This window comes from Streptomyces sp. NPDC050264 (genome assembly GCF_040655895.1).
Classification (GTDB): Bacteria; Actinomycetota; Actinomycetes; order Streptomycetales; family Streptomycetaceae; genus Streptomyces.
The window spans coordinates 198,149-220,473 of sequence record NZ_JBFAKV010000005.1 but is presented as its reverse complement, the minus strand read 5'-3'; the positions used below and the strand labels follow the sequence as shown (position 1 = coordinate 220,473).

Genomic DNA, 22,325 nt, shown 5'->3' with positions numbered 1-22,325 from the left:
GGAGACCGCGGAGAGGAGGAGAGCGCGTCATGATTCGGCCCCGCACCCAGCCCCGTACGCGGACCCATTCCTGGACCGCGACCGTCCGGCCCGCCGCGCTGCTGCTCCTTCTCCTCGTCCAGAGCGTCCTGGTCGACACCGGCAGCCTCGCCGGGGCCGTCGCCCTCGCCGCGACCGCCGCCGCAGGCTCCGCCCTCGCCGTCTGCACCCTCCTCGCCGCACGCTGCGCGCCGCCCGTGCCGCACCACCGGGTCCGCACCGCGATGCGCGACCGTGAGCAGCGCACCGCCTTCCTGCCACAACGCGATCCCGACGCCAAGGGACGCACCAGGCCCCGAGCACCGGGCCGTCTCGTCCCGACGGCCTGCTGACCGGCCCCTTCGCGGCCCGGCCCCGCAGTCCGTCACGCCGAATCCCCTGCCGGCCCCGGCACATTCCGGGCTGATCCCGGCACATTCCGGCACGACGAGACCCTCGGAGGGCTCACCCATGTCGTCGTTCATGTCCGTTTTCGCGAGCCTGGTCGAGCGGCTGGCCACCCTGCTCCAGCCGCTCTTCCACGCCTCGGCCACAGCCGCGGCGATCATCCTGTTCACCGCGTTCGTACGCCTCCTCGTCCATCCCCTGTCGCGCGCCGGGGCCCGCGGCCAGCGTGACCGGCTCAAGCTGCAGCCGCGCATCGCCGAGCTGCGCAAGAAGCACAAGAAGAACCCGGAGGCGCTCCAGAAGGCGATCATGGAACTGCACCGTGAGGAGAAGGTCTCCCCGCTCTCGGGCTGCCTGCCCATGCTGTTCCAGATGCCGGCGTTCTTCCTGCTGTACCACCTGTTCTCCAGCAAGAGCATCGGCGGCGACCCCAACGCCCTGCTCGGCCACACCCTCGGCGCCGCCCCGCTCGGCGGGAACTTCAAGGACGCGCTCACGCACGGCGGGCTCTTCGGGGAGCAGGGCCTGGTGTACGTGGCGCTGTTCGCGCTCGTCGCGGCCGTGGCGACCTTCAACTACCGGCGCGCCAAGCGGCAGATGGCTCTGTCGGCGGCCGCGGCCCCGGCCCCCACCGCCGACCAGCAGCAGGTGCCGGGCATGGGAGCCATGACGGCGATGAGCAAGTACATGCCGCTGATGTCGTTCATGACCCTGTTCTCGGTGGGCGTGGTGCCGCTCGCCGCCGCGCTGTACGTCGTCACGTCGACGACGTGGAGCGCCGTCGAGCGGGCCGTCCTGTACCGGGACATGCCGTACGGGGCGGCGGCCATGGCGCCCGCGCTGTAAACGGTCGCCGGGGCCGCTCGCCGGGTCCACTCCGTGAACGGGGTATTGCGGAGTGGGCGCCGAACTTGGAGGATCGACCAGACCTCCGATGGCTTCAGGCCGCACCTGGCCATGGAGGCTCCTCCAGAACAGAGGGAGTTACCCCATGAAGCTGCTGCGAGTCGGTCCGGCCGGAGCCGAGCGCCCCGCGCTCCTCGACGCCGACGGCACCCTGCGTGACCTGTCGGGACTGGTGCCGGACGTCGACGGGGCGCTGCTCGCGGACGACGCCGCGCTCGACCGGGTCCGCGCCGCCGCCACCTCCGGCGACCTGCCCGCCCTCGATGCCACGGGGCTGCGCGTGGGCCCGCCGGTGGCCCGGATCGGGAAGGTCGTGTGCATCGGTCTGAACTACCACGACCACGCCGCCGAGACCGGGGCGGAGCCGCCCGCCGAGCCCGTCGTCTTCTTCAAGGCGGCGGACACGGTCGTCGGACCGCACGACACGGTGCTCGTGCCGCGCGGCTCGGTCAAGACCGACTGGGAGGTGGAGCTGGCCGTGGTCATCGGACGTACGGCCCGCTATGTGGAGTCCCAGGAGGCGGCGCTCGCCTGTGTCGCCGGATACGCGGTCGCGCACGACGTGTCGGAACGCGAGTTCCAGATCGAGCGCGGCGGCACCTGGGACAAGGGCAAGAACTGCGAGACGTTCAACCCGCTCGGGCCCTGGCTGGTCACCGCCGACGAGGTCGCGGACCCGCAGGCGCTCGGCCTCAAGTTGTGGGTCAACGGCGAGCTCAAGCAGGACGGCACCACCGCCGAGCAGATCTTCCCGGTGGCCGAAGTGGTGCGCTACGTGAGCCAGTTCATGACCCTGTACCCGGGTGATGTCATCAACACCGGTACGCCGGCGGGTGTCGCGATGGGGCAGCCCGAGCCGAAGCCGTATCTCCGGGCCGGGGATGTGGTGGAGCTGGAGATCGAGGGGCTCGGACGGCAGCGGCAGGAACTCAAGCCCGCGTAGCTGCAGCTGTATCGGCTGCGATTGGGGTTTCGGCCCCGCGCCCCTGGGGGGACGCGCACTTCGTGCGGCTTCCCCCCAGGGGCGTTCCGGCCTGATCAGTCGGCGTCGATGAAGCGGGTCAGCGCCTCCACCACCAGCGCGTGGTCCTCGATCTGGGGCAGGCCGGACACGACCACCGTGCCGACGACTCCCGCTCCCTGTACGGAGATCGGGAAGGCGCCGCCGTGGGCCGCGTACGTGTCCGGGTCGAGGCGCGAGGAGTCCTCGAACGTCGTGCCCTTGGCCCGGAAGCGGCTGCCGACCAGGTAGGACGAGGCGTGGTAGCGCTCGACGACGCGGCGCTTACGGGCGATCCACGCGTCGTTGTCCGGCGTCGAGCCGGGCAGTGCCGCGTGGAAGAGCTGCTGGCCGCCGCGCGTGATGTCGATCGCGACCGGCGCCTGCCGCTCCCTGGCCAGCTCGACCAGGAGGGTGCCGAGGGCCCACGCGTCGTCGTACGTGAAGGCCGAGAGGACCAGCCGGCGCTCCTGCTCCTCCAGCGTCCGGATGTCCGGGCCGGTGGGCGGGGCGGCGCTCACAGCGTCACCGTCACACCGTCGCGGGCCGAGCGGCGCGCCGCTTCCAGTACGTCGAGCGCGTCGGCGGCCTGGGTGGCGGGGACCGGGTTCGGGGCGCCGTCGTGCAGGGCCGCGGCGATCGAGGCGTAGAACGCGGGGTAGTCGCCGTCGACCGTGGGCTGCGGGCGGCCGCCGCCGGTCAGCGGGGACTCGCCGGAACCGACCCGGCCCCACAGCGACTCGGACTCCACGCCCCACGGCGTGCCGGCCGCCGGGCGCTTGCCCTCGCGCAGGGCGGCCTCCTGCGGGTCGAGGCCGTACTTCACGTAGCCCGCCTGCGAGCCGAGGACGCGGAAGCGCGGGCCGAGCTGGGCCGCCGTCGCGGAGACGTACAGGTGCGAGCGGACCCCGTTCGCGTGGGTGATCGCGATGAACGTGTCGTCGTCGGCCTCGGCGCCGTCGCGGCGCACGTCCGACTCCGCGTAGACGGAGACGGCCGGACCGAACAGGACGAGGGCCTGGTCGACGACGTGGCTGCCGAGGTCGTAGAGGAGGCCGCCGATCTCCTCCGGGTTCCCGGACTCGCGCCAGCCGCCCTTGGGCTGCGGGCGCCAGCGCTCGAAGCGGGACTCGAAGCGGTAGACGTCGCCCAGCTCGCCGCCCTTGAGGAGGGATTCGAGGGTGAGGAAGTCGTTGTCCCAGCGGCGGTTCTGGAAGACGGAGAGGAGCAGGCCGCGCGCGTCGGCGAGCGCCGCAAGCTCGCGGGCCTCGGCCGCCGTGCCCGCCACCGGCTTGTCGACGACGACCGGCAGGCCCGCCTCGAGGGCGGCCGTCGCGATCGATACGTGCGTCTTGTTCGGGGAGGCGATGACGATCAGGTCGAGGTCGTCGGCCCGCTCCCAGAGCTCGTCGGGGGAGGCCGCGAAGCGCAGCGCGTCGCCGAACTCGGCGCGGGCCTGGGCCTGCCGCTCCGGGTTCGAGGTGACGACCGTGTCGAGGACCAGGCCCTCGGTCGCGGCGATCAGCGGGGCATGGAAGACGGAGCCCGCCAGGCCGTAGCCGACGAGCCCCACCTTGAGCGGGGAGCTGGTACCAGTCATGCCTCCACTTAAGCAACGGTGTTGCCAAAGTGCAAGCGCAGGGGACAATGGGACGGTGAACACGCATGAAAGGCCCACCGCGGGCGCGAACCTGACCGCCCTGCGCGGGCACAACGCCGCACTCGTCCTCGACCTGCTGCGCACCGCGGGGGAGCGCGGGATCAGCCGCCTGGAGCTCGCCGAGCACACCGGCCTGACCCCGCAGGCCGTCAGCAAGATCACGGCCCGGCTGCGCGGCGACGGGCTCGCCGTGGAAGCCGGGCGGCGGGCCTCCACCGGCGGCAAACCGCGCACCGTGCTGCGCCTGGTCGCGGGCGCCGGGCACGCCGTCGGCCTGCACCTGGACCGGGACGAGCTGCACGCCGTGCTGACCGACCTGGCCGGCACCGTGGTCGCCACCCGGCGGACCCCGCTCGACCTCGGCGCGGGCGCCGACGCGGTCCTCTCCGCCACCGCCCGCGAGGTGGACGCGCTGCTCGACGCGGGCGCGGGCGGCCGTGCCGCGCTCGGTGTCGGGGTCGCCGTGCCCGGACCGCTCGACCACGCCGCCGGGGTGCTGCACCGGGTCACCGGCGTCCCGCAGTGGGACGGGTTCCCGCTGCGCGACGCGCTCGCCGAGCGGCTCGGGCTGCCCGTCGTCGTCGACAAGGACACGAACGCCGCCGCCCTCGGCCTCGCCCTGAACGCCGACGGCGAACGCTCCTTCGCCTACCTCCACCTCGGCACCGGTCTCGGCGCGGGCCTCGTCCTCGGCGGCGCGCTCTACCGCGGGGCGCGCACCGGGGCCGGCGAATTCGGCCACCAGGTCATCCAGCTCGACGGCCCGCGCTGCGACTGCGGCAACCGTGGCTGCATCGAGGCGCTCTGCCTCACCGCGGTCGCGGACGGCACCGGAGCGGGCCTCGACGAGGCGGCGCGGGTGCTCGGCGAAGGCGCCGGGAACCTGGTGAGCCTGCTCGACATCGACGCCGTGCTGCTCGGCGGCCGGACCGTCATCGCCGCCGAGGAGCGGTTCGTGCGGGGCGTCGGCGCGGTGCTCGGCGCCCGTGCGCGGCGCGAGGGCTGCGGGCCCGCGATACCGGTACGGGCCGCGCCCGGCGGCGCCACCCTCGTCGTCGAAGGAGCCGCGCAGCTCATCCTCGCGCCGCTGTTCGGGCGCGGGAACGAGATCGTGCCCGCCGGGCAGCCCGGGTGAGGGGCATGGGCGACAAGCGGGGGCGGCTGAAAATCAGCTGATCGGAGGGGATTCGACGGCCATTGAGCCGTACGGAGGTGTGGCGTGCGGGCCGACGCACGCGTGGGTGGCAGATTGCCGGTCCATGGCCGTCGGCGCCCGAGGGCGGTGGTGGCCGGCCAACTCCGCGACCAGTAAAGGCTTTTCATGCGACTGTGCCGCCCGATCGCCCTGGGCATCACCGCCACCGCCGTCGCCCTGGCCCCCGCCGCCTCCGCCCCGGCCGCCGCCCACCGTGAACCCGCCTGCGAAGTCGCCCCCGGCAGCGGTGACTTCCCGGTCCGGGCCGCGATCCACGACGGCCCGGACAGTTACCACCCCGGTGGCGACCACCGGAGCTGGTCGCTCGACCTCACCAACGCGACCAGCGCCGGCTGTGACCACATCCACCCGGTCCTCGTCCTCGTCGACGGGCGGCGGACACTGCGGCCCCACCAGATCCGGCTCGAATTCTCCGACGGCACGCGGCAGCGGCCGGTGACGTTCGAGAAGACCGGGCGGCACGAGAACGTGGGCGTCTTCGACGACGGCTTCCCGGGGTTCTCGGTCGGCGCGGGCGAGACGGTCACCGTGCGGGCGCGGCTCGCGTTCACCTCCGACACGCGACCCGACCACGTCACGGCGAGGGCCGCGCTCGTACAGCGCCGGGCCGACGACGGCGACTGGGTGGGGGAGTCCCGCGCCTACCCCTTCGACATCGTCCCCGGCGACGGGAGCGGGGACGGGGACGGCTACCACGACAGCCCCGGCTCCGCCCTCGCGGGCGAGCTGGCCAGGACGGGCCCGAGCGGCGCGCTGCTCCGGCTCGGCGGCGCGGCCGGCGCCTGCCTCGTCGGCGGCGCGGCCCTGGTGCTCGGCTCCCGGCGGACGCGCCCCGGCCGGCGCTGACCGGCGCTGATCACGCCCCGTTCACGGACGTCTGCGACCATCCCTGCGTGGACTACCCGAACGACCAGGCACCCGGCGCACCCGTGCGCGACGGCATCCCCGAGCACGGCCGCATCCCGAAGTACTACGCGGTGAAGGCCCAACTCGTCGCGCTGATAGCCACGTTGGGAGGCGGCGGGACGCTGCCCACCGAGCGGGACCTCGCCGTACGGTACGAGGTCTCGCGGGAGACCGTCCGGCAGGCCCTGCGCGAGCTGCTGCTCGAAGGGCGCCTGCGACGGCAGGGCCGGGGCACGGTCGTCGCGGGTCCCAAGCTGGAGCAGCCGTTGTCGCTCGCCTCGTACACCGAGGGCGTGCGCAGGCAGGGGAGGCGGCCCGGCCGCCGCCTCATCGGCCTCGACCGCTTCCCGTGCCCGCCCGCGCTCGCCGCCGAGACCGGCCTGGAGCGCGGCGAACCCGTCTGGCACATGGAGCGCGTGCTGCTCGCCGACGACGAGCGGGTGGGCCTGGAGTCCACGTACGTGGCCGTCGCGCGGGTGCCGCGCCTCGACGCCGACTTCGACCCCGACTCGTCCTTCTACTCGTACGTCCACGAACACCTCGGCATCGACTTCGGCTCGGCCGACGAGCGCATCGAGACGGTCCTCGCGACCCCGCGCGAGGCGCTGCTCATCGGGACGCCGCCCGCGCTGCCGATGCTGCTGATCCACCGGGTCTCGTACGACACCGGGGGCATGGCCACGGAGCGGGTGCGGACGCTTTACCGCGGGGACCGGTTCTCGTTCACCACGCGTTTGGGCGGCGACGGGCGATAACTGGTCGCAGGCCGCGCCCAGTTGACCTGCACCGACCCGTATAAATAACGGAAGCGTAACGGGTCTGGTCCAAGCTTGGGTGGCCGTTCACCGTCCCGTCGGGACCCGGACCTCTGCGGGACACCCGCCCCGAGGAGCGTGGCCGCCGTGAGAGTCATCGCTGCACCGGCGGACCGGCCGACCGACCGAACATCCGACACCCGCGGCGGCATCCGGTTCGACCGGGTCACCGTCGCCTACCGCGGGAACACCGACACCATCGCCCTGGACTCGCTCGACCTGACCGTCGCACCCGGCGAGGTGATGGCCCTGCTCGGGCCGTCCGGCTCCGGCAAGACGACGGCCCTGCGCGCGGTCGCCGGGTTCGTGAGACCGGCCGCCGGGCGGGTGTTCATCGGCGACCGCGACGTCACCGACCTGCCGCCGCACCGGCGTGGCATCGGCATGGTCGTGCAGCAGTACGCCCTGTTCCCGCACATGCGGGTCGAGGGCAACGTCGCCTTCGGGATGCGCGCGCGGAAGGTGCCGAAGGGCGAGATCCCCGCACGCGTCGCCGAGGCCCTCGAACTGACCGGCATGGCCGCGTACGCCAAGCGGTACCCGCGCGAACTCTCCGGCGGGCAGCAGCAGCGCGTCGCCATCGCCCGCGCCCTCGCCGTCCGCCCCGGCGTGCTCCTCCTCGACGAGCCGCTGTCCGCGCTCGACGCGCGGCTCCGTTCCGGCATGCTCGCCGAACTGGCGCGCCTGCACCGTGAGTTGCCCGACGTCTCCATCCTCTACGTCACCCACGACCAGGTCGAAGCGCTGACCCTGGCCGACCGGATCGCCGTCATGGATCACGCGCGGTTGCGGGATGCCGGCACACCGCAGGACCTGTACCGCAGGCCGCGCACCGAGTTCACCGCGTCGTTCGTCGGCAACGCCAACCTGCTGCCCGTGCGGGCGGGTTCGGGTTCGGTCTCGTTCGGGCGGGCCGAACTGACGGTGTCCACGAGGGGCATCGCGGCCGGCGCCACGGCCACCCTGTGCGTGCGCCCGCACCTCGTCGGCCTCGGCGACGGGCCCAACTCCCTGACGGGCGAGGTCGTCGAGGTGCAGTGGCGCGGCTCGACCCACCGGCTGTACGTCGACGTGGACGGACATCGCGTCAAGGCGGACCTGCGCGAGCTGAGGGAGCCGCCCGCGCTGGGCGAGCGGGTCACCCTGCACTTCGCACCGGAAGACGCGGTGCTGCTGGCCGCGGGGGTGAACTCGGATGGCTAGCGCCACCCTCGCCACCGCAACCGGCGCCGCCCTCAAGTCCCGTAGAAGAATGGGCGGTTGGGTCTGGGCGCTGCCGCCGGTCGCCGTCCTCGCCGTCGTCTTCCTCTACCCCCTCTCCCTCGTCGTCCAGCAGTCCTTCCGGCCCGACACCGGCGGCACGTCCCTCACGCCGTACGCCGACGTGTTCGCCTCCGCCGCGTTCCGCGAGGCGCTCGGCACGACCGTGTGGCTCGCCGTCGGATCGACGGCCGGCTGCCTCGTCCTCGGGTTCGTCCTCGCGCTGATCATCGCGTTCGTGCCGTTCCCCGGCGGCCGGGCCGTCGCCAAGTCCATCGACGTGTTCCTCTCCTTCCCGTCCTTCCTCATCACGCTCGCCCTGCTCTTCGTGTACGGACAGGTCGGCATGGCCAACGGGCTGTGGACGGCCGTGACCGGCGCCCCGGCCGGACCCTTCCAGTTCCTGACCACGCCCTGGGGCGTACTGCTCGCCGAGATCACGTACTTCACGCCGTTCGTGATGCGGCCCCTGCTCGCCGCGTTCTCGGGAGTCGACACCGCGCAGCTGGAGGTCGCCTCGTCGCTGGGCGCACGGCCCGCCCGCATCGTGCGGCAGGTCATCCTCCCCGAAGCGCTGCCCGCGCTCGCCGCCGGCGGCTCCCTCGTGCTGGTCATGTGCCTGAACGAGTTCGGGATCGTGCTCTTCACCGGGGCGAAGGGCGTGACCACGCTCCCGATGCTCGTGTACAGCAAGGCGATCCTGGAGTCCGACTACCCGGGCGCGTGCGTCGTCGCCGTCGTCAACGTCCTTGTCTCCGTGGGCCTTTACGGCCTCTACCGGATGGTGAGCCACCGCGTCGGCACCAACCGGGGAACCCAGGGGGTGACCTCTCGTGCTGGTGCATAGCAAGAAGGGGAAGTGGGCGGCCTGGGCCGTCTTCCTCGTCCTCTTCCTTCCCCTCTTCGCGCTGCCGCTCCTCGTCATCGTCGCCGCGTCCTTCGCGACGAACTGGTCCGGCGCCCTCCCGTCCGGCCTCACCGGCAGTCACTACCGGGCGGCCACCAGCGGCGACGCGCTCACCGCCCTCACCACCAGCCTCGTCACGGCCGTCACCGCGAGCGTCCTCGCGCTGATCGTCGGCGGCTGGGCCGCACTCGCGGCCGCGGCCCTGCGCGGCCGGGGGCGCCGCGCCATGGACGCCCTGTTCATGCTGCCGGTCGCCGTGCCGTCCGTGGTCGTCGGCCTCGCCGTCCTCGTCGCCTTCAGCAAACCGCCGATGCTGCTCAACGGCACCCGCTGGATCGTCATCGTCGCGCACACGATTCTTGTCACCGCGTTCGCCTACCAGTCGGTCTCGGCCGCCATCGTGCGTCTCGACCCGGCGTACGAACAGGCCGCCGCGTCACTCGGCGCCCGGCCCGCCCACGTCCTGTGGAAAGTGAAGCTGCCCCTGCTGCTGCCGTCCCTGAACGCGGCCGCCGGACTCTGCTTCGCCCTGTCCATGGGCGAGTTGAGCGCCACGATCATGCTCTACCCGCCGGACTGGATGCCGCTGCCCGTACAGATCTACGCGGCCACCGACCGCGGCTCCCTGTTCACCGGTTCCGCGATCGCGGTCGTCCTGATGGGCGCGTCCCTGCTCGTGCTGCTCGCCGTCTCGCGGATCCGCACCAAGGCCTCGTACCGCTGAGAAGCCCGTGGACCCGGACCGACCCAGACCCCCTTACGTTCACTGGAGTGCACCTCGCCATGCGCAGCAACACGCTCACCACCGTCGCCGCCGTCACCGGCAGCCTCGCCCTCGCCGCCGGACTGACCGCCTGCGGAGGCAGCTCCGCCGCCTCCGACGAGAAGGTCGTCACCGTCTACAGCGCCGACGGCCTCAAGGGCGAGAACGGCGACGGCTGGTACGACCAGGTCTTCAAGGACTTCACCAAGCAGACCGGCATCAAGGTCAAGTACGTGGAAGGCGGCTCCGGGGAGGTCGTGCAGCGCGCCGTCCGCGAGAAGTCCAACACGCAGGCCGACGTCCTCGTCACCCTGCCGCCGTTCATCCAGCAGGCCGACGGCAAGGGCCTGCTGGCGAAGTACGCGCCCGAGGGCTCCGACCAGGTCGACGGCGCCGACAAGGCCGCCGACGCCACCTGGACCTCCGTCGTGAACAACTACTTCGGCTTCGTCTACAACAAGAAGGAGCTGAAGACGGCGCCCACGACGTGGGAGGAACTGCTCGACGGGAAGTACAAGAACAAGCTGCAGTACTCCACGCCGGGCGTGGCCGGTGACGGTACGGCCGTCGTGGTCAAGGCCATGCACGACTTCGGCGGCAAGCGGCAGGCCATGGAGTACTTGAAGAAGCTCCAGGCCAACAACGTCGGCCCGTCCGCCTCGACCGGCAAGCTCGCCCCCAAGGTCGACAAGGGCGAACTCCTCGTCGCCAACGGTGACGTGCAGATGAACTACGCCCAGTCCAAGGACATGCCCAACCTCGGCATCTGGTTCCCCAGGACAGGCGGCGGCAAGCCGACCTCCTTCGCCCTGCCCTACGCGGCCGGCCTGGTGAAGAACGCCCCGCACACCGCCAACGGCAAGAAGCTCCTCGACTTCATGCTGGCCACCGGGCAGCAGCAGAAGGTCAGCTCCATCGGCGGCGGCTTCTCGGCACGCGGGGACGTCGAGGCCACCGACGAGAACGCCATCGCGCTCGCCAAGATCATGGACGGCGTCGAGATCTTCGAGCCGGACTGGAGCGCCATCGACAAGAACCTGCAGGCCTACGTGGAAGACTGGAAGACCGCGACCGGCAGCTGACGCCCCCTCACATCCCGCCGCCCGAAACCCGTATCACCACGAGATAACAGGTCTGGTCCAGAGCGTCCGTGCGGTCACGCAGGGGGCGCGGCAGGGGCTTCGCACGGGCTCCGGGCCGGACCCCGTCGTGCCCCCCACATCACCGGAGGACCGCAATGCCGCGCACGACCCCCGGCATCTCCCGCCGCACGATGCTCCTCGGCACCGCCACCGCAGCCCTCGCCCGCTCCGTCCCGGCCTCCGCGTACGCCGCCGCGAGAACCCCGAAAGTGCTCGTCGTCGGCCTCGACGGGACGCTCCTCGGGAAGATCGGCGAGGCCGACGCGCCCCGCCTCAAAGCCCTGATGGCAGCCGGTCTCACCGCCCCCAGCTCCCTCTACGCCAGACCGATGGCGCACACCGTGTCGGGGCCCGGCTGGTCGACGCTGCTCACCGGCGTCTGGCCCGACAAGCACCACGTGCGGGACAACACGTTCGCCGGCCACGACCTCGCCCGGTACCCGGACTTCCTCACCCGAGCCGAGACCGTGAAGCCGGAGCTGTCGACGTACGCGGTCACCTCCTGGGCGGCGCTCACGAGCACGGTCATCTCGTCGCGGGTCGACACCCGTTTCGCGAGCCACCACGACGAACGTGACATCGACACCGCCTCCCGCGCCGCCCGGCAACTGACGGACGCGGACCCGGACGTGGTCTTCGTCCAGTTCAACGGCGTCGACCACGCGGGCCACGCGCACGGCGCCGTGAGCCCCGAGTACCTCGACGCGATCCACGACGTGGACGGCCTGACCGGCCGGCTCCTCGACGCGGTCGCGTCCCGGGCCACGTACGGCGACGAGGACTGGCTGATCCTCGTCACCACCGACCACGGGCACACGGACGTGGGCGGCCACGGCGGCTCCTCCTGGGCCGAACGGCAGACCTTCATGATCGCGGCAGGCGGCACGGTCGCCGCCGGCTCGACCCGCCACGACGTCAAGATGCCCGACGTCGCCGCGACCGCCCTCACCCACCTCGGCGTGCCCATCGACCCGGCCTGGGACCTCGACGGCCGCCCGATCCAGCGGCCGGCCCCGGACGCCTTCGACGCCCTGCGGCCCGCACTCGCCGCCCCCGCCGACGGGACCGGCGTCGCCCCCGGCGTCCCCGGCCGCACGGGCACCCCGCCCCGCGGCTGGAGCGTCGACGACTCCGCGATGGGCGCCGGCGGTGTCACCGAGTGGCGCGGCTGGACCTTCACCACCGACGAGTCGTGGACCGGCGCCGGACGCGACCAGCAGCGCGAGAGCAACGTCCGCGCCCGCGACGTCTTCGCCGTGGCCGACGGCAGCCTGTGGTCCGGCGGAACCACGGCCGGCACCTTCGACTCCACGCTCATCAGCCCCGGCTTCCCGGTCACCGGCGGGAGCGCGGCCACCCTCACGTACACCACGTTCTACCGCCAGGCACGCGCGCAGCAGGGCCAGGTGCTGATCTCCTACGACGACAGGCCCCCGGCCCTCCTCAAGACCTACACGGCGGACGTCCCGTCCCGCGCCGAGACCGTGTCACTGTCCGTACCCAGGGGTGTGACCAGCGCGAAGGTGCGGTTCCGGTACACCGGCGGGGCCCAGTGGTTCTGGACGATCGACGGGGTGGAGATCAGCGGATCCTGACTAGGCTGTGGCTCGCCGGCACAGAGTCGTCCCGGTGCCCCTCAGCCCACGAGATTCACAGCTGTCGCAGCGAACCGCAGGAGTGCACCCCATGGCAGAGCGCAAGCCCATCGATTCGTGGCTCACCGACATGGACGGGGTGCTCATCCATGAGGGAGTGCCGATCCCTGGCGCCGACGCCTTCATCAAACGGCTCCGCGACTCCGGCAAGCCGTTCCTGGTGCTGACCAACAACTCCATCTACACCGCCCGCGACCTCCAGGCCCGCCTCACCCGCATGGGCCTGGCGGTCCCGGTCGGCAACATCTGGACGTCCGCCCTGGCCACCGCCAAATTCCTGGACGCCCAGCGGCCCGGCGGCACCGCGTACGTCATCGGCGAGGCGGGCCTGACCACCGCCCTGCACGACATCGGATACGTCCTCACCGACCACGAGCCCGACTACGTGGTGCTCGGAGAGACGCGTACCTACTCCTTCGAGGCGATGACCAAGGCCGTCCGGCTCATCAACGGCGGCGCCCGCTTCATCTGCACCAACCCCGACGAGACCGGCCCCTCCACCGAGGGCCCGCTGCCCGCCACCGGTGCCGTCGCCGCCCTGATCACCAAGGCGACCGGCAAGCAGCCGTACTTCGCGGGCAAGCCGAACCCGCTGATGATGCGCACGGGGCTGAACGCCATCGGGGCGCACTCCGAGGCCAGCGCCATGATCGGCGACCGGATGGACACCGACGTGCTGGCCGGGCTCGAGGCGGGCATGCAGACGTTCCTCGTACGGACCGGGCTGACCAGCGACGCCGACATCGCGAAGTACCCGTACACGCCGTCGCACGTCGTCGACTCCATCGCGGACCTCGTCGACCTGGTGTGACCTGCCCGGCGGCGCTCTCGGGATGCGGAAACCGGCCGGAGGCGTGAACCTGCAAGTATCTGGAGGTTCACGATGCGTGCAGGTCTGTTTGCTCTGAGTGCCGCCGGTGTGGCCGTCGTCCTGGCGGCCGGGCCCGCCGCCGCCGCGGAGACCGGTGACCGCGGCGGGAGCGTCACCGTCACCCCGCGCACCGTCTCCGCGGGCGCCGACATCGACCTGCGGGTGAGCGGCTGCGACGGCACCACGGGCCGCGCCCGCTCCGACGCCTTCGTCTCGCCCGGCGTCCTCGCGCCCTCCGCCGACCGGCCCACGCTGTTCGCCGAGGCCCGCGTGAAGTCCTCCGCCGCCCCGGGCACCTACCAGGTGAAGGTGGAGTGCGACGGCGTCGACGCCAAGGTCGAGGGCGCCGTCCAGGTCCTCGCCGGCGGCTCCCCGCCCGCCGCGTCACCGACCGCGCTCGTGCACGCGGGGGGCGGCGGCGCCGCGGCCCAGCTCGCCGCGCACACCTCCCCGCGGGCCGCCGTACCGGAGGGTCCGGGCACCCGGCACGCCATCATCGGCCTGGTGCTCACCGCGATCGCCGCGGTGGCCGTGGCCGTCCGCAGCGTCCGGCGCCGCCGGTCCTCGCAGAGCTGAGTATGTGAGTACGCCATGAGCGACCACTCGCACGGAGTCGGACGCCTGATCACCGGCCTCGCCTGGGCAGTCCTGCTGCTCGGACTGTGGCTGTGGGGACGTGGCATCACCGACCTGAACCTCTCCTCGCCGACCACCGGCGACGCGGCCGCCGTCGGCCGCCCCCTCGGCGTCGAGCTGCCCGCCGCCCACCAGCCCGTCGGGGCGGCGGAACCGCGGCGCATCGACGTCTCCGCGCTGCACGTCCAGGCCCCCGTCGTGGCCCGCGGCCTGGACGGCGGCGGCGCCATCGATCCACCGCCCTACGACCAGGCGGGCGTCGTCGGCTGGTACGGCGGCGGGGCCCGGCCGGGCGAGCGCGGCACCGCGCTGTTCGTCGGGCACGTCGACACGGAGTCCCGGCCCGCGGTCTTCTTCCGCCTCAACGAGGCCCGGCCCGGCGACACGGTCGAGGTGGTGCGCGCCGACGGCTCCGTCGTGGAGTTCACCGTCGACGACGTCCAGGTCTTCTCGCGGGACTCCTTCGACGCGCACAAGGCGTACGGGCAGCACCGCACCGACCGCGCCGAACTGCGCCTCATCACCTGCGGCGGCACCTTCGACAAGGCGTCGCGTACGTACACGGCGAACGTCGTCGTCTCCGCCTATCTGACCAGGGTGAACGAGGCGCCCGGCAAGGCCGGTTGACATATGCCCGCACCTAACCCGGCCGGCGGCCCGCTCCCCCCGGAGCCGCCGACCGGGCTGGTCCTCGACCGCGCGCGCTACGAGTTGCGGGAGTAACCCGGCGTCGGCGCGGGAGGTTCAAGGGGTATGTCCGGTCCTGAAGATCCTGCGGGCCGAGGTCTGGGGCCACTGGCACCGACTTTAGAACGGATGAGCCGCGCAGCCTAGAGGGCGTTTGACGCCAAGTACGAGTCCGGTGGCGCAGCGTGGTCACCGCAGGTGGTGGCCGGTTTTCAGGCAGGTCCGGACTTGTCGGGGCGTATCTCCTCCCTGCCCAGGGCGCGCGCCACCACGGCCTGCGCGACCTGGATCAAGGGAACCCGGTTACTGCGCGCGTACTGCCGCAATATCGTGAAGGCGGCATCCGGCGTACTCTCCCACCGCTCGGCGAGCATGCCCTTTGCCTGTTCGATCCGCACACGGCTGGCAAGTGCCCCTTGCAGCTGCCCTGCCAGCTTCCTGTACTGGGCGTAAGCGTGCTGGTTGTGCAGTCCGACGGCCGCCGCCTCCGCCAGAGTCTGTGCGATCGCCAATCCCTGGCCGGTTCCCGGCAGTTCGGGCAGCACGATGCTGAGCGCGCCGAGGACGTCCGCGCGCCGGCGCAGCGGAACCGTGCAGACCGCGGTGACGGCGGTGCCGCGGGCGGCCGCCGTGAAATCGGGCCAGCGCGCCGCCGCCTCCGGTGAGTCCAGGGCGACGGGCCACACCGCCTTGCCGGTCTGCAGGCTGTCGCGCGCCGGACTCGCCGGCCAGTCGCGCTGCAGCAACTCCCGGACGCAGTCGCACTCCTCGGCACTCTGCGCGACCGGCAGCGGGCCCTCGGGCCGGCGGAGGAAGACACCTGCGCCCCGCGCGCCGGTCAACTCCACACAGGAATCGGCGAGGCGCCGCAGATGGTGGGTGGTGTCGAAGTCGTCGAGCAACGTGTCCACGGCGTCCAACAGGGCGGCGGCCAGCCGTAGTTCGAGACATCCGTCGGTCATGTGTCCCTGCCCCCTTCGCTGCTCGGGCGAGACAACTGATGGGCCGCGCCTACCCTGTGGCGGCGCGCTGTAACAGGTCTTTGACAAGCGTCGTCCGGCCTCGTGACCGACGCGGGACGTATGTCACGATTGAGGGCCTGACAGTGCACCCAAGGGGGAATGGATGTACCGGAAACTGAGGGCCGGGGCAGTCGTCGTGGGGGCGGCGCTGCTCATGTCCGCTTGTTCCTCCGGAGGCGGGGACGGCAAGGACGGGGACGGTTCGTCGAGCCCCGCGGTGGGGCAGCAGCCGAAGAGCGCCGACCCGTTCTGGGTCAATCCGGACAGCAAGGCCGCGCAGGCCGTCGCGGACCTGGAGAAGGGCGGCAAGGGCGACGAGGCCGACACGGTCCGCAAGATCGCCGAGCAGCCCAGCGGCGAGTGGATCCTGCCGGAGAACGCGGAGAGCCAGGCGCGCGGCTACACACAGGCCGCGGCGAAGGCGGACCGGGACGCGCTGCTCGTCCTCTACAACATCCCGCACCGCGACTGCGGCCAGTACTCGGAAGGCGGCGCCGCCGACGGTGACGCGTACCGGGAGTGGATCGACCAGGTCGCGGCGGGCATCGGAGACCGGCCCGCCACCGTCATCCTGGAGCCGGACGCCGTCCAGCACATGGTGGACAACTGTACGCCGGAGAAGTTCCACGAGGAGCGGTACGACCTCCTCAGGGGAGCCGTCGGCAAGCTCACGTCCCTGAAGAACACCACGGTCTACCTGGACGCGGGGAACGCGGGCTGGGGCAAGCCGGATCAGATCTTCCAGCCGCTGCAGCAGTCCGGTGTCGACCAGGCCGACGGTTTCTCGGTGAACGTGTCGAACTTCTACACCACCGAGGACTCCGTGAAGTACGGCAAGGAACTGTCGGCGAAGGTCGGCGGCAAGCCGTTCGTCATCGACACGAGCAGGAACGGGAACGGGCCGTACACGGGTGGCTCCGCCGACGAGCGGTGGTGCAATCCGCCGGGACGCGCGCTGGGCGAGCCTCCGACCACCAAGACCGGTGACCCGCTGGTCAAGGCGTATGTGTGGGTCAAGCGGCCGGGCGAGTCGGACGGCACGTGCAAGGGCGGACCCAAGGCGGGGGAGTGGTGGGGCGAGTACGCGACGAAGCTCGCCGAGGCCAGTAAGTAGGCCCGTAAGCAGGCCGGTGCGTGCGTACGCCGAGGGGCGCGGGAGTCAACTCCCGCGCCCCTCGGTCCGGTTACGGCACGTGCACCCACTGCGCCTTGCTCGGCGTGCCCTGATCGTCCGTCACGAACAGCATGTACCAGCCCGATTCGACCAGTGACCGGTTCTTCGGCACGGTCACCGTGACGGAGTCGGCGGACTTCTTCAGGTCGAGGGCGATCGACGTCTGGTCGACATCCGTGACGTGCGTGGACGCGCTCGGCCTGATCAGCCGGGCCGTCTTGATCGACGACGCGTGATCCGTCCTGTACGTCGCCGACGAGCCCCGCGCGACCGTCTTCTCGCCGCCCTCCAGGGTCGGGCGCGAGTCCCGGTAGAGGTACGGCGGCGTGTAGATCTCGATGCGCTGCTCGAACTCGCCGGGCTTGGTGTTCGCCTTGTCCGCGTAGAGCGAGTCCGAGCCGAAGAACAGCACGCGCCCATCGGGGAGGAGCAGCGACCCGGAGTGGTAGTTGCGGCCCACCAGCGGGTCGGCGACGCTCTTGAACGAGTTCGACCGCGCGTCGTAGATCCGCGCCTGGCGGATGTTGGAGTCGCCGCGCCCGCGGTAGTCCTCGGAGCCGCCGGAGACGAGCACGGTGTCGTCGGGCAGGACCGAGGCCTGCGGGTAGCGCGTGCCCTTCTCCAGCTCGGGGCCGTCCACGAACCGCGGGTCCGCGTCCTTGAGGTCGACGATCCGGGTCTTCTTGCTGGACAGCTTGGACTCGCCGACGCCGCCGCCGCCGATCACCATGTACTTCTGGTTCTGCGCGGGCGGCAGTTCGACGGTGTTGGCCGTCTCCATCATGTTCGGGTCGGAGAGCCCCGGGATCTTCTGGAACTTGTTGGTCGTCAGATCCCAGACGCCGGGCTTGCGGCCGACGTTGTCCGGGCCGTAGCCCGCGTTGGCGCCCGAGTAGAAGATCTTGCCGTTCTCCATCTGGAACAGCGCCGGGTACGTCGGGAACTGGCGGATGTCCTTGAGGTACGTCCACTTCTTCGTCTTCGGGTCGTAGACCTCGTTCTTGCCGGGAACGAGCTGCCCGATGTCGTCGAGGCCGGAGACCGAGAGGACCTTGCCGTCCGAGAGCGTCGTCAGCGTGGGGTACCAGCGCGCCTCGTTCATCGGGTCGACCTTGATGTACTTCTCGGCGACCGGGTCGAACTCGAAGGAGTCCTTGATCCCCTGGAAGTCCTTCTTGTCGAGCGCGAGCTTCTGCGCGATGCCGTACACATTGCGCGAGTCGGCGCCCGAGAGGCCCTGCACCCGGTAGTTGTCCTGGGTGCCCGTCTCGTACTTGGCGCCGCTCTTCTGCGCTTCCACGTAGACCCGGGCGATGCCCGGATCGTTGCGCAGGAACCTGCCGGTGGCCGGATCGAAGATCTTCTTGGCCCGCTCGACCGTGATGTTGATGTCGGAGACGAACGTCTTGCCGTTCTCCTTGCCGGTGAACTTCGTGCCGGCCTTGATGGTCTTGGGCGCGTCCGGGTCCTCGTTGTGGACGATCATCAGGCCGCCGGCCTTGGTGACATCGCCCTTGAGCTTCTCGTACTTCTTCGTGCCGCCCGCGATCAGCAGGTTCCCGTTCGCCAGCTGCGTATGTCCCGTGCAGAACAGGTCTGCCGGCGTCGGGATCTTCTTGATCGTCTTCTTCACCGGGTCGTACAGCCGGGTGTCGAACTTCTTCGCGTCGAAGTTCTTCTGGTTGTTCCCCGACCCGGCCACCAGCAGGATCTTGCCGGTGCGCAGCAGCGCCGCGTGGATCGTGTTGAGGCGCATGTCCTGGGGGAAGTCGATGACGTCCCACTTGCCGTTCTCGGCTTTGTACTCGGGCCTGTTGATCTTGTAGTCGTGGTACTTGGCCGACCCGAAGCGATACAGCCAGGGTCCGTTCATCCCGGCCAGCGCCAGTACCACCACCGTGCCGATGGCTATGCGCCGGGCACGGCGGCGGCTCGCACCGTCTTTCACTTGTTACGTCCCCCCAGGGAGATCTGCATGGTCTGTTCGTTGCCCCCGGCGCCCTGGTCCGCGGCCCAACTGGGCTTCTGCTGCGGCACGCTGTGCGGCTGCGCGGCCGGCCGGGGCGGCTGCGGTGCGTCGAGCGGCTCGGCGGCGGGCGGCTTCGGCTTCTTCTTGTCCTGGCGCAGCATGTACCGCCAGACGAACATCGGCAGCGCCGTGATCGCCAGCGCGAAGCAGGCCCAGGTGATCATCGCCGGGTGGGAGTGCCCGAACACGAAGCCGGCGGATATCGACCCGGCGAAGATGAGGATGAAGTACCAGTGGTAGCGGAAGGTGCCGAACCAGCGGTCGGGGCTGGCCGAATCGCCCTTGGGCGTCACCACGAACTTGCTCTTGCGGCGCAGCAGCGAGTCGATCAGCGCCTTCGCGTAGAGCGGCGCCGACAGCGCGGACATCACCATGCCGGCGACGCCGCCGGAGCCCTCCGGCTCGTGCGGAGACACGTTGTGCCGGCGGTTCCAGATGTACAGGCCGATCTGCAGCGCCGACGCGTTGCCGTACAGCATCAGCCAGATGGTCGGGTCGATGTTCACACCCGAGGCGCCCAGACCCAGGAACAGCGCGCAACTCAGCGCCGCCAGAATCCAGTTCATGGCGGCCATCGGATAGAAGATGATCATCATCGTGTAGTTGAAGAGCTTGCTCGGCGGGAGCGTCGCGAAGCCCTTCCAGTACTGCTTGAGGATCGTCTCGTACGTGCCGCGCGACCAGCGCATCTGCTGCGTGAAGAAGTCCGTCCAGGCGCTCGGGCCCTCACCGACGGCCAGCACGTCCGGGGTGTACACGGAGCGCCACTTCTTGCCGGTGGCCGGGTTCTTGGCGCGGTGGATCTCGAAACCGGTCGCCATGTCCTCGGTGATCGAGTCGTACAGACCGCCGATCTGCTTCAGCGTCCTGATGCGCACCGCGTTCGACGTGCCGACGAACATGGGCGCGCCGTAGCGGTTGCCGGCGCGCTGGATCAGCGCGTGGAAGAGGAACTGCTGGGACTCGGCGGCCTTGGTGACGAAGTTGTCGTAGTTGCCGTACACCTGCGGGCCGATGACGAAGCCGACGTTCGGGTCGCGGAAGAAGCCGAGCATCCGCTCCAGATAGTTGGGCATCGGCACGTGGTCGGTGTCGACCGAGGCGAAGAAGTCGTAGTCGTCGCCGTGCGCGTCCAGCCAGGCGTTGTAGTTGCCGTGCTTCGTCTTGGCGCGGTGCGGGCCCTTCGCCTGGTTCCACTTCGCGACGCCCTTGCGGGAGAAGTGGTGCACGCCGAGCCGCTCGCAGACCGCCTTCACCTCGGCGTCGTCGCCCTCGTCGAGCAGCCAGATGTGCAGAAGGCCCCGGTGGCGCAGTTTGACCGCGGCCTCCAGGGTCTTCGTCACCATCTCGATCGGCTCCTTGCCGGGCACGAACGAGGTCAGGAACGCGACTCTCGTGCCGGTCTCGGGCACCACCGGGATCGGGTCGCGGGCGACCAGCGTGGCGTGCGCGTTCGACAGCACGTTCATGCAGCGGAAGAACTCGATCAGACCGATCGACACCAGCATCACGATGTCGAGCGCCGGCAGGAAGTCGTACTTCACGTAGTCGCGCTCGGTCCAGTGCTCCGGCTGCAGCAGCCAGAACAGCAGGACCAGCGAGAGCAGCGGGGCGGCCCCCAGCATCAGCGCCGCGCGCAGCCGGTGCGGTTCCTGCGAGAGCAGCGAGCGGTACTGCACCTCGTACGGCTTGCTCGGATCGGGCTGGGTGAGGGGTCCGGCGAGCCGGCTGTAGTGCTCATAGTCGTACCGCGGCAGCGACTTCTTGATGCGTCTGAAACCGCCGGTGCGGTGTGGTGGCACCCGCAGCTGGGTCGTCTCGGACGGGTCGAAGTCTTGCCGGGCGCCCGTCGGCGTCGACGTCATGAGTCATCCCCCCGCACGCGAGTCACCGCGTGGTTGTCGGTCCTCGTCCGGAACGGATCCCCCTCGACCATTCCCGGACGTATCAGTGGCAAGCGGCCGTCCCACCCTCTCTAAGACTGGAACGACAGCCTTCCGGTTGCATGATGCCCCCCTCGGCATCGCTTCATGAACGGGGCCCCCATCCCCGCTCCTTCGGCAACCGGATCGTGCCGTTTTCTGCTGAATGCGGCCTCGGTGCGACCGGTGTGCCGATTGCAACTGCCGTGCCCCGAAAGCCTCATAGGAGCCAATGGCTCCAGGACAGGGTGCTGCGCCCCGCATCATGATCGCAAGGGCGATACGCAGCGAAACACGGTGTTTACCGGTCTTGTCGTGGGGTTGCTGTCAATCGGAACCGAATGTTGTCGAAGTGATCATGTATCGACCGCTCCGCCCGGATCACCTCGCCGGAGCGCACCGCGTCGAGGATTTCCCGGTGCTGACGGCACGTCACGTCCGGGTCCTGCGCTACGTCCACCAGGTCGGTCCGCACACGGTGGAACGCCTCCCAGAACGCCTCCATGACCTCTACGAGCAAGGGGTTGCCCAGGCTCTGGTAGAGCGTGGCGTGAAAGGCGCGGTCGGTGGCAGCCGCGACCGACCCGTCCGGCGCCGCGGCCTCCTTCTCCATCTGCCGTACCAGCGCGTCGAGTTCGGCCAGGTCGGCGTCGGGCACCCGGCCCGCGAGTCGCGCCACGAGCCCGGTCTCCACGGCCTCCCTCAGTTCGAGCAGTTGCAGCAGGCTGTCCTCGCCGCGGTAGTGCCCGGCGACGGTACGGAACGCGAGGCCCTCGATCATCGGGGCCATCGACATCGGCCCCACGTATGTGCCGAAGCCGTGCCGGATCTCGACGATGCCCATCGCCTGCAACGCCTTGAGCGCCTCCCGCACGGAGTTGCGGCTGACGCCGAGGAGCTCCATCAACTCGGGCTCGGTGGGCAACGAGGCCCCCGGGGGAAGCCGCCGGTCGACGATCAGCTTCTTGATCTGCTCCTGAAGGACACGCGCCATGCGGCAACGGTAGCGGCCCGGCCGGCACCCCGGCCCGACCTCACAGGAACTCCAAAGGCAGCTCATAGAAAGGGGAGCGGTTCCACGGGGGCGACCCCCGGACCCCCGGCCGTTGGGGGGGGGCTTGTGGATGGCTGGCTGCGCGCGAAAGGCCCCCCGTTCTCACGGAGGGCCTTTCACTGTCTGTGCGCCGCCAGGGACTCGAACCCCGGACCCGCTGATGCTGTGTCTTTCCGGGGGCGACCCCCGGACCCCCGGCCGTTGGCGGGGTCTTGTGGATCGTTGGCTGCACGCGAAAGGCCCCCGTTCTCACGGAGGGCCTTTTGCTGTCTGT

21 protein-coding genes are annotated in these 22,325 nt (G+C 70.8%); 15 read left to right on the top strand and 6 right to left on the bottom strand.

Annotated features, from left to right (window positions below; translation table 11 throughout):
- Positions 1–29 precede the first annotated feature (29 nt).
- The 3 genes from AB0J02_RS10750 to AB0J02_RS10740 all read left to right on the top strand — a co-directional run bounded on the left by AB0J02_RS10750 (position 30) and on the right by AB0J02_RS10740 (position 2,275).
- Complete coding sequence (locus AB0J02_RS10750; protein WP_363193244.1) at positions 30–371, top strand: DUF6412 domain-containing protein; 342 nt, start codon at positions 30–32, stop codon at positions 369–371.
- A gap of 118 nt (positions 372–489) precedes the next feature.
- A complete protein-coding gene (locus AB0J02_RS10745) occupies positions 490–1,272 on the top strand; it encodes a YidC/Oxa1 family membrane protein insertase (RefSeq protein WP_363193243.1) in 783 nt (260 codons plus the stop codon).
- Between the two features lie 145 nt (positions 1,273–1,417).
- Entirely contained in the window at positions 1,418–2,275 is an 858-nt protein-coding gene (locus tag AB0J02_RS10740) for a fumarylacetoacetate hydrolase family protein (protein ID WP_363193242.1), read from the top strand.
- A gap of 95 nt (positions 2,276–2,370) precedes the next feature.
- On the opposite strand, the gene AB0J02_RS10735 is transcribed toward AB0J02_RS10740, so the two are convergent.
- Positions 2,371–2,853 carry a heme-degrading domain-containing protein gene (locus AB0J02_RS10735; protein ID WP_363193241.1) on the bottom strand — a complete coding sequence of 161 codons (483 nt, stop codon included), beginning with the start codon at positions 2,851–2,853 and terminating at the stop codon, positions 2,371–2,373.
- Positions 2,850–3,932: a Gfo/Idh/MocA family oxidoreductase gene (locus tag AB0J02_RS10730; RefSeq protein WP_363193240.1), complete on the bottom strand. Its 1,083-nt coding sequence runs from the start codon at positions 3,930–3,932 to the stop codon at positions 2,850–2,852. Before AB0J02_RS10730 ends, AB0J02_RS10735 begins: the two co-directional genes overlap by 4 nt.
- 55 nt (positions 3,933–3,987) lie before the next feature.
- On the opposite strand from AB0J02_RS10730, the gene AB0J02_RS10725 reads away from it, so the two are divergent.
- The 11 genes from AB0J02_RS10725 (at position 3,988) to AB0J02_RS10675 (ending at position 14,790) form a co-directional block, all read left to right on the top strand.
- Positions 3,988–5,127: an ROK family transcriptional regulator gene (locus AB0J02_RS10725; RefSeq protein WP_363193239.1), complete on the top strand. Its 1,140-nt coding sequence runs from the start codon at positions 3,988–3,990 to the stop codon at positions 5,125–5,127.
- A gap of 186 nt (positions 5,128–5,313) precedes the next feature.
- On the top strand, positions 5,314–6,054 hold the full coding sequence (locus AB0J02_RS10720; protein ID WP_363193238.1) for a hypothetical protein: 741 nt from the start codon (positions 5,314–5,316) through the stop codon (positions 6,052–6,054).
- A gap of 47 nt (positions 6,055–6,101) precedes the next feature.
- The gene (locus AB0J02_RS10715) at positions 6,102–6,869 is read left to right on the top strand and encodes a GntR family transcriptional regulator (protein WP_363193237.1); all 768 of its coding nucleotides are present in this window, start codon (positions 6,102–6,104) and stop codon (positions 6,867–6,869) included.
- A 156-nt stretch (positions 6,870–7,025) separates the two neighbouring features.
- Positions 7,026–8,132, top strand: a complete 1,107-nt coding sequence (locus tag AB0J02_RS10710) for an ABC transporter ATP-binding protein (protein WP_363193433.1) — start codon at positions 7,026–7,028, stop codon at positions 8,130–8,132.
- A complete protein-coding gene (locus AB0J02_RS10705; protein WP_363193236.1) occupies positions 8,125–9,036 on the top strand; it encodes a 2-aminoethylphosphonate ABC transporter permease subunit in 912 nt (303 codons plus the stop codon). Before AB0J02_RS10710 ends, AB0J02_RS10705 begins: the two co-directional genes overlap by 8 nt.
- On the top strand, positions 9,023–9,820 hold the full coding sequence (locus tag AB0J02_RS10700; RefSeq protein WP_363193235.1) for an ABC transporter permease subunit: 798 nt from the start codon (positions 9,023–9,025) through the stop codon (positions 9,818–9,820). The genes AB0J02_RS10705 and AB0J02_RS10700 overlap by 14 nt, the downstream gene beginning before the upstream one ends.
- A gap of 59 nt (positions 9,821–9,879) precedes the next feature.
- Positions 9,880–10,941 (top strand): 2-aminoethylphosphonate ABC transporter substrate-binding protein, encoded by a 1,062-nt coding sequence (locus AB0J02_RS10695; RefSeq protein WP_363193234.1) that lies wholly within the window; start codon positions 9,880–9,882, stop codon positions 10,939–10,941.
- 155 nt (positions 10,942–11,096) lie between these two features.
- Positions 11,097–12,596: an alkaline phosphatase family protein gene (locus tag AB0J02_RS10690; protein ID WP_363193233.1), complete on the top strand. Its 1,500-nt coding sequence runs from the start codon at positions 11,097–11,099 to the stop codon at positions 12,594–12,596.
- Between the two features lie 91 nt (positions 12,597–12,687).
- Positions 12,688–13,467 (top strand): HAD-IIA family hydrolase, encoded by a 780-nt coding sequence (locus AB0J02_RS10685; RefSeq protein ID WP_363193232.1) that lies wholly within the window; start codon positions 12,688–12,690, stop codon positions 13,465–13,467.
- Between the two features lie 72 nt (positions 13,468–13,539).
- On the top strand, positions 13,540–14,103 hold the full coding sequence (locus tag AB0J02_RS10680; RefSeq protein ID WP_363193231.1) for a hypothetical protein: 564 nt from the start codon (positions 13,540–13,542) through the stop codon (positions 14,101–14,103).
- Between the two features lie 15 nt (positions 14,104–14,118).
- Positions 14,119–14,790 carry a class F sortase gene (locus tag AB0J02_RS10675; RefSeq protein ID WP_363193230.1) on the top strand — a complete coding sequence of 224 codons (672 nt, stop codon included), beginning with the start codon at positions 14,119–14,121 and terminating at the stop codon, positions 14,788–14,790.
- Between the two features lie 272 nt (positions 14,791–15,062).
- Here the strand turns inward: AB0J02_RS10675 and AB0J02_RS10670 are convergent, their stop codons facing one another.
- Complete coding sequence (locus AB0J02_RS10670; protein WP_363193229.1) at positions 15,063–15,812, bottom strand: GAF and ANTAR domain-containing protein; 750 nt, start codon at positions 15,810–15,812, stop codon at positions 15,063–15,065.
- 163 nt (positions 15,813–15,975) lie between these two features.
- On the opposite strand from AB0J02_RS10670, the gene AB0J02_RS10665 reads away from it, so the two are divergent.
- Positions 15,976–16,986: a glycoside hydrolase family 6 protein gene (locus AB0J02_RS10665; protein ID WP_363193228.1), complete on the top strand. Its 1,011-nt coding sequence runs from the start codon at positions 15,976–15,978 to the stop codon at positions 16,984–16,986.
- 70 nt (positions 16,987–17,056) lie between these two features.
- Here AB0J02_RS10665 and AB0J02_RS10660 read toward each other — a convergent pair whose 3' ends face one another.
- From AB0J02_RS10660 to AB0J02_RS10650, 3 genes are all read right to left on the bottom strand, one after another.
- Positions 17,057–18,994 (bottom strand): kelch motif-containing protein, encoded by a 1,938-nt coding sequence (locus AB0J02_RS10660; RefSeq protein WP_363193227.1) that lies wholly within the window; start codon positions 18,992–18,994, stop codon positions 17,057–17,059.
- On the bottom strand, positions 18,991–20,940 hold the full coding sequence (locus AB0J02_RS10655; protein WP_363193226.1) for a glycosyltransferase family 2 protein: 1,950 nt from the start codon (positions 20,938–20,940) through the stop codon (positions 18,991–18,993). The genes AB0J02_RS10660 and AB0J02_RS10655 overlap by 4 nt, the downstream gene beginning before the upstream one ends.
- Before the next feature lie 358 nt (positions 20,941–21,298).
- The gene (locus tag AB0J02_RS10650) at positions 21,299–21,991 is read right to left on the bottom strand and encodes a FadR/GntR family transcriptional regulator (protein WP_363193225.1); all 693 of its coding nucleotides are present in this window, start codon (positions 21,989–21,991) and stop codon (positions 21,299–21,301) included.
- Positions 21,992–22,325: the final 334 nt, after the last annotated feature.

Coding starts and splice junctions, on each gene's coding strand:
- AB0J02_RS10750 (WP_363193244.1), top strand. CDS start 30: ATGATTCGGCCCCGCACCCAGCCCCGTACGCGGACCCATTCCTGGACC.
- AB0J02_RS10745 (WP_363193243.1), top strand. CDS start 490: ATGTCGTCGTTCATGTCCGTTTTCGCGAGCCTGGTCGAGCGGCTGGCC.
- AB0J02_RS10740 (WP_363193242.1), top strand. CDS start 1,418: ATGAAGCTGCTGCGAGTCGGTCCGGCCGGAGCCGAGCGCCCCGCGCTC.
- AB0J02_RS10730 (WP_363193240.1), bottom strand. CDS start 3,932: ATGACTGGTACCAGCTCCCCGCTCAAGGTGGGGCTCGTCGGCTACGGC.
- AB0J02_RS10720 (WP_363193238.1), top strand. CDS start 5,314: ATGCGACTGTGCCGCCCGATCGCCCTGGGCATCACCGCCACCGCCGTC.
- AB0J02_RS10705 (WP_363193236.1), top strand. CDS start 8,125: ATGGCTAGCGCCACCCTCGCCACCGCAACCGGCGCCGCCCTCAAGTCC.
- AB0J02_RS10695 (WP_363193234.1), top strand. CDS start 9,880: ATGCGCAGCAACACGCTCACCACCGTCGCCGCCGTCACCGGCAGCCTC.
- AB0J02_RS10690 (WP_363193233.1), top strand. CDS start 11,097: ATGCCGCGCACGACCCCCGGCATCTCCCGCCGCACGATGCTCCTCGGC.
- AB0J02_RS10685 (WP_363193232.1), top strand. CDS start 12,688: ATGGCAGAGCGCAAGCCCATCGATTCGTGGCTCACCGACATGGACGGG.
- AB0J02_RS10680 (WP_363193231.1), top strand. CDS start 13,540: ATGCGTGCAGGTCTGTTTGCTCTGAGTGCCGCCGGTGTGGCCGTCGTC.
- AB0J02_RS10675 (WP_363193230.1), top strand. CDS start 14,119: ATGAGCGACCACTCGCACGGAGTCGGACGCCTGATCACCGGCCTCGCC.
- AB0J02_RS10670 (WP_363193229.1), bottom strand. CDS start 15,812: ATGACCGACGGATGTCTCGAACTACGGCTGGCCGCCGCCCTGTTGGAC.
- AB0J02_RS10665 (WP_363193228.1), top strand. CDS start 15,976: ATGTACCGGAAACTGAGGGCCGGGGCAGTCGTCGTGGGGGCGGCGCTG.
- AB0J02_RS10655 (WP_363193226.1), bottom strand. CDS start 20,940: ATGACGTCGACGCCGACGGGCGCCCGGCAAGACTTCGACCCGTCCGAG.
- AB0J02_RS10650 (WP_363193225.1), bottom strand. CDS start 21,991: ATGGCGCGTGTCCTTCAGGAGCAGATCAAGAAGCTGATCGTCGACCGG.